The sequence below is a fragment of the Streptomyces sp. NPDC059398 genome, assembly GCF_042751845.1.
In the GTDB taxonomy this organism is placed as follows: domain Bacteria; phylum Actinomycetota; class Actinomycetes; order Streptomycetales; family Streptomycetaceae; genus Streptomyces.
This window is the reverse complement of the sequence record NZ_JBHYWP010000168.1, coordinates 1-8,204: the sequence shown is the minus strand read 5'-3', so window position 1 is coordinate 8,204 and position 8,204 is coordinate 1. Positions and strand designations below refer to the sequence as shown.

The window sequence follows — 8,204 nt, the reverse complement described above, 5'->3', positions numbered from 1 at the left end:
CGCGTACGTGAGCGATCTGCCGGCCGTCGTCGACCTGGACGCGGTGCGCGCCGCCCCGCAGACGGTGGGGGGGCGGCCCGCGCGGGGGGACGCGTGCCGCGGTACGCGTCCCGGCGCCGACGCGACTGCGCCGATGCGGCCGCGACCGTGACGGAGACCGTGTGACGACGCCGGTGCAACAGCGCCGATGTGACCGCGGCCGTGCGAGGACGACCGTGTCACTACGACCGTGTCACTACGACGGGGTGACTACAGCGGTGCGATTACTTCGGCATCAGCACGGAGTCGACGATGTACACCGTGGCGTTGGCCGTCGGGACGTTGCCGCAGACCACGTTCGAGGCGTCGTTGACCTTGTACGAGACGCCGGAACCCGAGGTGGTGAGCTTGCTCTTCTCCAGCGTCGGGTAGCTGCCGTTCTCCAGCATCTTCGGCGTGAGCTTCTGGCCGACGACGTGGTACGTGAGGATCTTGGTGAGCATCGCCTTGTCGTTGAGGACCTTGTCCAGCTGGGCCTTCGGGATCTTGTTGAAGGCGTCGTTGGTCGGGGCGAACACGGTGATGTTCTTGGCGTTGTTCAGGGTGTCGACCAGGCCGGCCTTCTTCACCGCGGTCACCAGGGTGGACAGCGCCGGGTTGTTCGAAGCGGCGGTGGCGACCGGGTCCTTCGCCATGCCGTTGAAGCTGCCCGCACCGTTCTTCGGGACCGTGGCACAGCCGGGGCCGAACGGCTTGCTGGTGTCCATGGTGTCCGACTTGGTGGCCGCGGCCGAAGGCTTCTTGTCCGAGGCCTTCGAGTCGCCCTTCGAGTCGTTCGACGAGCAGGCGGAGAGCGCCAGCGGAAGAGCGACCGCGCCGACGACGGCGAGGGTGACACGGGGGAAGCGGGTGGTGCGCATGGGGTTCTCCTAGGGGAAGGGGATTCGCGGAACGTCTGTAAGGGATGGGGCACATGCGGAGTGAGGCGCCGCCGCACAGCGCGTCGCGCAGCGGGTGTTCCGTCCGGAACCCGGTGCGGCCGTACCTCTCCGAAGTGCACTCACGTCGGCTATTCGGGCCCAGGACGGCCGCGGATTGGTCCGGATCGGTCTGTCATCCGATCGTGTGATGGACCAATCCGAGTGGACTCCGGCTGCGAATGCCTGGTGAGCGGCGGTGCCCGCATGACTTACCGGAGGGAGCGGCATGGCGGACCAGAGGCGTCGGACGGCAGTGGTGGGGAGCGGGATCGCGGGGCTCACCGCCGCGCATGTCCTCCAGCGCGCGCATGAGGTCTCGCTGTACGAGGCGGACGACCGGCTCGGCGGCCATGCCCACACCCATGACATACCGTCCGCCGACGGCCGGGTGCACGCCGTCGACTCCGGGTTCATCGTCCACAACCGGCGCACCTACCCGCAGCTGCTGCGGCTCTTCGCCGAACTGGGCGTGGAGACACAGGAGTCGGAGATGAGCATGTCGGTGCGGTGCGAGGGGTGCGGTCTCGAATACGCCGGTGCGCGCGGCCTGTCCGGACTCCTCGCCCAGCCGGGCAACGCCTTCCGCGGCCGCTATCTGCGGATGCTCGCCGAGGTGCCCCGCTTCCACCGCCTCGCCCGGAAAATGCTGGCGGCAGGGCCGGGCGTGCAGGCGCTGACCCTGGGCGAGTTCCTCGGCCGCGGCGGCTTCTCGCCGTACTTCACCGCGCACTTCATGACTCCGCTGGTCTCGGCGGTGTGGTCCTGCGACCCGGTGACCGCCCTCGGCCACCCCGCCGGGCCGCTCTTCCGCTTCCTGGAACACCACGGTCTGCTCTCGGTGACCGGCTCCCCGACCTGGCGCACGGTGACCGGCGGTTCACGTACGTACGTCGAACGGGTCGGCAAACAGCTCACCGCGCTGCACACCTCGACCCCGGTCCGCGCTGTCCGGCGTACCTCCGGCGGTGTCGAGATCACCACGGACGACGGCGCGAGCGAGCGGTACGACTCGGTGGTCATCGCCGTCCACCCCGACCAGGCGCTCGCCCTGCTGGCCGACCCGACCGAGCAGGAGAGCAGCGTCCTCGGCGCCTTCCGCTACACCCGCAACCCCACCGTGCTGCACACGGACACCACGATCCTGCCGCGCAGCCCGCGCGCCCGCGCCTCCTGGAACTACCTGATGCCGGGGTGCGCCGCCGGGGCCGGCAGCGTCCGGGTCAGCTATGACATGAACCGCCTCCAGCGCCTCGACGCGCCGGAGACCTACGTCGTCACCCTGAACGGCGCGGACCGGATCGACGACGACCGGGTGCTCGACCGCATGGTGTACGAACACCCGGTGTTCAGCGTGGAGTCGATGGCGGCCCAGCGCCGGCTGCCCGGTCTCAGCGGCCCGGTCACCGCCTACGCGGGCGCCTACCACGGCTCGGGTTTCCACGAGGACGGCTGCCGTTCGGGGGTCGCGGCGGCCCAGGCGCTGGGGGTGACCTGGTGAACGCCGTCTACCCGTGCACGATCACGCATGTGCGGACCGCACCGAAGCGGCACACCCTGCACCACCACACGTATATGTGGCTGATCGACCCCGACAGTCCGCCCCGGCTGCCGCGCGCGCTGCGCCCGCTCGCCCGGTTCGACGGCCGCGACCACTTCGGCGGGGAGAGCACGACCGTCCGCGAGGGCCTGGAGAGGTTCCTGACCGCCCGGGGTATCGACCTGGGCGCCGGCACCGTACAGATGCTCACCCACGCCCGGGTGTTCGGCCATGTCTTCAACCCGCTGACCGTCTACTGGTGCCGCGACGCGCAGGGGAGCCCGCTGTGTGCCGTCGCCGAGGTGCACAACACCTACGGCGAGCGGCACTGCTATCTGCTGCGCCCCGACCCGGCGGGCCGGGACGTGGTGCGGAAGGAGTTCTACGTATCGCCGTTCTTCCCCGTGGACGGCGACTACCGGATGCGGCTGCCCGAACCGGGCGAGCGGCTGAATCTTGCGGTGCATCTGGAGCGCGGCGGCGCGCGTCCGTTCACCGCGACCGTACGGGGGGAGCGCCGGGCCGCCACCCCGGCCGTCCTGCTGCGGTCGGCGCTGCGCCATCCGTGGTCGACCATGGCCGTCTCCCTCGGGATCCGGGTACATGGGATCTGGCTGTATCTGCGCGGGCTGCCCGTCCAGCCCCGTCCCCGCCATCTGCCCCAGGAGGGCGTCAAGTGAGTGTGTCGTCCGTGTCCCCGGCGTCTCCCGGATCCGCAGGATCCCCCGGGCCCGCCACCCCCTCAACAGCTTTGCCCCGTACCGGGGTCGACGCCGAGCGCTGGCCGGACGTGGCCCGGCTGCCGGACGCGTCCTGGCTGCGTACCGCCATCGCGGAGCGCATCGTCCGCCGGGCGCTCGCCGGACTTCCGCTACGGGTCCGGCTCGCCGGCACCGAGACGCTCGGGGTCGGGGGGCCGCTGCTCGATGTGCGCGACCCGGGGGCGTTCTTCCGCCGGATCGGCGCGGGCGGCCTGATCGGCTTCGGTGAGTCCTGGATGGCGGGCGAATGGGAGGCCCCCGACCTGGTCGCCGTCCTGACCGTGCTGGCCGAGCGCGCCGCGAGCCTGATCCCCGCGCCGCTGCAGCGGCTGCGGGCGTTGTGGGCCGGCAAGCAGCCGACGGCCCAGCGCAACACGCCCGAGGGCTCACGCGAGAACATCAGCCACCACTACGACCTCTCCAACGATCTGTTCGCGCTCTTCCTGGACGAGACGCTCTCGTACTCGTCGGCGCTCTTCCGCGGCTTCCCCGCCGACCGGTCGCTGCTGGCCGCGGCCCAGCACCGCAAGATCGACCGGCTGCTCGACGAGGCCGGCGTCGGCCCCGGCACCCGGCTCCTCGAAATCGGCACCGGCTGGGGCGAACTGGCCGTCCGGGCCGCGGCGCGCGGCGCCCGGGTGCGCACGGTGACGCTCTCCAGGGAACAGCGTGAGCTGGCCGTCGAGCGCATCCGTGCCGCGGGGTACCAGGACAGCGTCTCGGTGGAGATCCTCGACTACCGCCGGGTGGAGGGCCGTTACGACGCCATCGTGAGCGTCGAGATGATCGAGGCGGTCGGCGCGGAGTTCTGGCCCGAGTACTTCACGACCCTCGACCGGCTCCTGGAGCCCGGCGGGAGGATCGCGCTCCAGGCGATCACCATGCCGCACGAGCGGATGCTGGCCAGCAAGGACACCTTCACCTGGATCCAGAAGTACATCTTCCCCGGCGGGCTGCTGCCCTCGACCGAGGCGATCGAGCAGATCACCACCGAGCACACGGCGCTGCGGGTCCGGCGGCGCGAGGAGTTCGGACCGCACTACGCCGAGACCCTCAGGCTCTGGCGCGAACGCTTCGAGGAGCGGGCCGACCAGGTCGCCGCACTCGGCTTCGACCGGACCTTCCGGCGGCTATGGACCTTCTATCTGGCCTACTCCGAGGCGGGATTCCGCTCCGGCTACCTCGATGTGCAGCAACTGCTGCTCTCCAAGGAGGAGACCCACCGATGACGCGCCCTCAGCCCCGTACGGGCGCCGCCCCACAGCTGTTCCCGCTGGTCGAACAGTTCATCGGCGGCCGTCTTCCGCTGCGCCTGCGGGCCTGGGACGGCTCCGTCGCAGGCCCGGAAGGCGCGCCCGTCGTGGTCCTGCGCTCACGCCGCGCCCTGCGCAGACTGCTCTGGCAGCCCGACGAACTCGGCCTGGCCCAGGCGTACATCACCGGCGAACTGGACGTGGAGGGCGACCTCGCGGAAGGACTGCGTACGGTGTGGAGCGCCGTCCGGGGCCGGGCCCTGCGCCCGCCGCGGCTCACCGTCGCCGACCGGGCCCGCGCGGCGCGCACCGCGCTGCGCCTCGGCGCGGTCGGCCCCCGCCCCGCTCCGCCGGCCTCCCAGGCCAGGCTGCGCGGCGCCCTGCACAGCAGGGCCAGGGATCGGGCCGCGATCAGCCACCACTACGACCTCTCCAACGACTTCTACGCCCTGCTGCTCGACGAGACCATGGCGTACTCCTGCGGCTACTGGACCAGCGACAAGCCGGAGTACGGGGTGGCCGACGCCCAGCGCGACAAGCTGGAACTGATCTGCCGCAAGCTCGCACTGACCCCCGGCGCCCGGCTGCTCGACATCGGCTGCGGCTGGGGATCGCTCACCCTGTACGCGGCCCAGGAGTACAAGGCGAAGGTCACTGCGGTCACCCTCGCGGCCGAGCAGGCGGATTACGTGCGGCGCCAGGTGGTGGAGCGCGGACTGACCGGTCTGGTGGAGGTCCGGCTCTCGGACTACCGCGACCTCACGGGCGGCGACTACGACGCGGTCTCCACCATCGAGATGGGCGAGCACGTCGGCGACGCGCAGTACCCCGGCTTCACCGCCCTGCTGCACGGGATGGTCCGCCCGGCCGGGCGGGTACTGGTCCAGCAGATGTCCCGTGGCGCCGTCGCCCCGGGCGGCGGGGCCTTCATCGAGGCGTACATCGCACCCGACATGCATATGCGTCCCCTGGGCGAGACGGTCTCGCTCCTGGAGGGCGCGGGTCTTGAGGTGCGGGCCGTGGAGTCACTGCGGGAGCACTACGGCTGGACGGTCGCCGCCTGGGAGCGGACCCTTGAGGAACGGTGGGAGGAGTTCTGCGCGCTGGCCGGTGAGGAGACCGCACGGGTCTGGCGGCTCTATCTGGCGGGCGGGCGGCTCGCGTTCGAGGAGCGGCGGATGGGCGTGGACCAGATCCTGGCCGTAAGGCCCGACGACACGGGAGACAGCGCGATGCCCGCCACCCCGCACGACTGGTACGCCGCGGACGCCGTCAGGTGAGCGGCTACCCATGGGGCGCGTTCGGACAGGGCGTCGGTGCGGCGGCCGTCGCGGCGCTCGCCGTCATGCTCCTCACCTTCGCCGTCGCCGTCGCCAGGGGGCTGCACCGGATCGTCGACATCGCCTGGGGGCCGGCGTTCGGCGTGGTCGCGCTCGTCTCGTACGCCGTCGCGGCGGGGGAGGGGGGCGACGGGGTGCGGCGGCTCGTGATCACCGCGCTGACCGTCGTCTGGGGGCTGCGGCTCGGCATCCACATCGCGCTGCGCGGGCGTGGCCACGGCGAGGACGCCCGCTACGAGTCGATGCTCGCCAAGGCGCCGGGCAACCGGAATCTGTATGCGCTGCGCATGGTCTATCTGCTGCAGGGCGTGCTGGTGGTGCTCATCTCGCTGCCCGTCCAGGCGGCGCAGTATCTGCCCGGGACGATGGGGCCCGCCGGGTACGTGGGCTGTGCGGTCTGGCTGGTCGGTCTGGTCTTCGAGGCGGTGGGGGACCGGCAGCTGGCGCGTTTCAAGGCGGACCCGGCCCACCGGGGGCAGATCATGGACCGCGGCCTCTGGTCCTGGACCAGGCACCCGAACTACTTCGGTGACTTCTGCGTCTGGTGGGGGCTCTTCCTGCTCGTCTGCGACGATCCGGTCGTCGCCGCTGCCACCGTCGTCAGCCCGCTGGTGATGAGCTTCCTGCTGATCGGCGGGAGCGGGAAGCGGCTGCTGGAGCGGCATATGGCCGACCGGCCGGGCTTCGCCGATTACGCCCGGCGGACCAGTGGGTTCTTCCCGCTGCCACCGAAGCGGAGCTGACCCGGGCCACCCGGAGCGGCGGAGCGCGAAACGTGGAAGGGGGCCCGGATGTCCGGGCCCCCTCTCACGTACGCTCCGCCGCCGCCCGCGTCAGGTCGCGAAGCGCATCAGGGCGAGCGGACCGCTCGTCGGCGCCTTGGACCCGCCGGCCGGCTCGACCGTGATCCCCATGGCGGCCGCACCGTTCACCGAGCCCTCCATGAGCACGCTCTCCGACGAGGATGAAGGATTCAGCAGACCCGCGGGGCGCATCGTCCCATTGTCGTCGTACCAGAGCTCGTAGACCTTGCCTCTCGGCGGTTTCGCCAGTCCGGAGGCGAGGAAGGCCGCCTTGTCCCTGGTGTGCGAGACGACCACCGTGCCGGTCGCCCCGCCCTTCAGCCTGCCCGTCGTGACCTTGGCGTCCGGCGCGGCGAGCACCGAGGCCAGCGCACGTGCGTGCTGCTGCGCCTGGGCGGCGGAGTTCCGGGCGTCCCCCGCCTCCTGGTGCTGCCACACCGCGACCCCGCCGAGTCCGACGGCCGCGGCCAGACAGGCCGCCAGCGCGAAGCGGGAGAGGGCGCGGCCTCCGCGTACGGTGCCACCGCCGCGGTGCTGCTGCGGCAGCAGCGGTGCCTCCTGGCGCTCGGTGGCGATCCGCCGCAGGACCTCCTGCTTGAGGGCGGGGGGCGGGGTCACGGCGACAGCGAGCGCCAGCCGCCCCGCGGTCGCCACCAGCTCACGGACCTCCTGGGCACAGGCGGGGCACGCCTGGAGGTGCTGTTCGAACTCGGCGCGCTCGTCCGGCTCCAGGGCGTGCAGTGCGTAGGCGCCGGTCAGTGTGTGCAGATCCGCTGTCATCATGCGCTGACCCCCAGGCAGTCGCGCATCCGGATGAGTCCGTCGCGCAGTCGAGTCTTGATGGTGCCGAGCGGTACGGAGAGCAGCTCGGCCACTTCCCGGTAGGCGAGGCCCCGGTAGTACGCGAGCGTCACCGACTCGCGTTGCACCTCTGTCAGAGAACCCAGACAGCGGCGCACCTGTTCGCGTTCGAGCCGGGACTCGACCTGCTCGACGACCTCGTCGAAGGCCGGTGTCCGGTCGAGCAGGGCGGCCCGCTGCTCACGGTCGGATGCGGCCTGGGCCGAGCGGACCCGGTCCACCGCCCGGCGGTGGGCGAGCATCAGGACCCAGTTCATCGCCGATCCGCGGTCGGGCTGGAAGCGTGCCGCACTGCGCCACACCTCAAGGAGCACCTCCTGGGCCACCTCCTCCGACTGTGCGGGATCGCGCAGCACCGCGCGCACCAGTCCGAGAACGGGGCCGCACACGGAGTCGTACAGACGCGAGAAGGCGTCTTGGTCGCCGCGGGCGACCAGGGCGAGCAATTGCTGCAGATCAGGTCCCGCCGAGGCGGCTCCGCTGATGTGTACGGCTTCTTTCACGCGGCGTTCCTTCGCAGGGCGGGCAGGGAATGTACGGCTTCTCGCTGGACATTCGGAGCGGGTGCGGCGGTGGATTGGTCGGACGTGGGCATGGTTCCACGGGTTCTCGCCCCGCTCCTGCCGCCGCCCGCGGCCTCAGCTGCCGGGCCGCGCAGCGGGAAGCCCCCGGCGGCGAGCGGGTGCTCGC

General features: G+C 71.5%; 8 protein-coding genes. 5 read left to right on the top strand and 3 right to left on the bottom strand.

The window, feature by feature from the left end; translation table 11 throughout:
• Positions 1–263: 263 nt before the first annotated feature.
• Entirely contained in the window at positions 264–899 is a 636-nt protein-coding gene (locus tag ACFXBC_RS34265; RefSeq protein WP_385033742.1) for a fasciclin domain-containing protein, read from the bottom strand.
• A 286-nt stretch (positions 900–1,185) separates the two neighbouring features.
• Between ACFXBC_RS34265 and ACFXBC_RS34260 the strand changes: the two genes are divergently transcribed.
• The 5 genes from ACFXBC_RS34260 (at position 1,186) to ACFXBC_RS34240 (ending at position 6,593) form a co-directional block, all read left to right on the top strand.
• On the top strand, positions 1,186–2,457 hold the full coding sequence (locus tag ACFXBC_RS34260; protein WP_385033739.1) for an NAD(P)/FAD-dependent oxidoreductase: 1,272 nt from the start codon (positions 1,186–1,188) through the stop codon (positions 2,455–2,457).
• Positions 2,454–3,176, top strand: coding sequence for a DUF1365 domain-containing protein (locus ACFXBC_RS34255; RefSeq protein ID WP_385033736.1), 723 nt, complete (start codon positions 2,454–2,456; stop codon positions 3,174–3,176). Before ACFXBC_RS34260 ends, ACFXBC_RS34255 begins: the two co-directional genes overlap by 4 nt.
• Before the next feature lie 71 nt (positions 3,177–3,247).
• Positions 3,248–4,486, top strand: coding sequence for a class I SAM-dependent methyltransferase (locus tag ACFXBC_RS34250; RefSeq protein WP_385033733.1), 1,239 nt, complete (start codon positions 3,248–3,250; stop codon positions 4,484–4,486).
• Positions 4,483–5,790: a class I SAM-dependent methyltransferase gene (locus ACFXBC_RS34245; RefSeq protein ID WP_385033730.1), complete on the top strand. Its 1,308-nt coding sequence runs from the start codon at positions 4,483–4,485 to the stop codon at positions 5,788–5,790. Before ACFXBC_RS34250 ends, ACFXBC_RS34245 begins: the two co-directional genes overlap by 4 nt.
• Positions 5,787–6,593 carry a DUF1295 domain-containing protein gene (locus ACFXBC_RS34240; RefSeq protein ID WP_385033727.1) on the top strand — a complete coding sequence of 269 codons (807 nt, stop codon included), beginning with the start codon at positions 5,787–5,789 and terminating at the stop codon, positions 6,591–6,593. Before ACFXBC_RS34245 ends, ACFXBC_RS34240 begins: the two co-directional genes overlap by 4 nt.
• Before the next feature lie 90 nt (positions 6,594–6,683).
• On the opposite strand, the gene ACFXBC_RS34235 is transcribed toward ACFXBC_RS34240, so the two are convergent.
• A complete protein-coding gene (locus ACFXBC_RS34235; RefSeq protein ID WP_385033724.1) occupies positions 6,684–7,436 on the bottom strand; it encodes an anti-sigma factor domain-containing protein in 753 nt (250 codons plus the stop codon).
• Positions 7,433–8,017, bottom strand: a complete 585-nt coding sequence (locus tag ACFXBC_RS34230; protein WP_385033721.1) for a sigma-70 family RNA polymerase sigma factor — start codon at positions 8,015–8,017, stop codon at positions 7,433–7,435. Before ACFXBC_RS34230 ends, ACFXBC_RS34235 begins: the two co-directional genes overlap by 4 nt.
• Between the last annotated feature and the right edge of the window lie 187 nt (positions 8,018–8,204).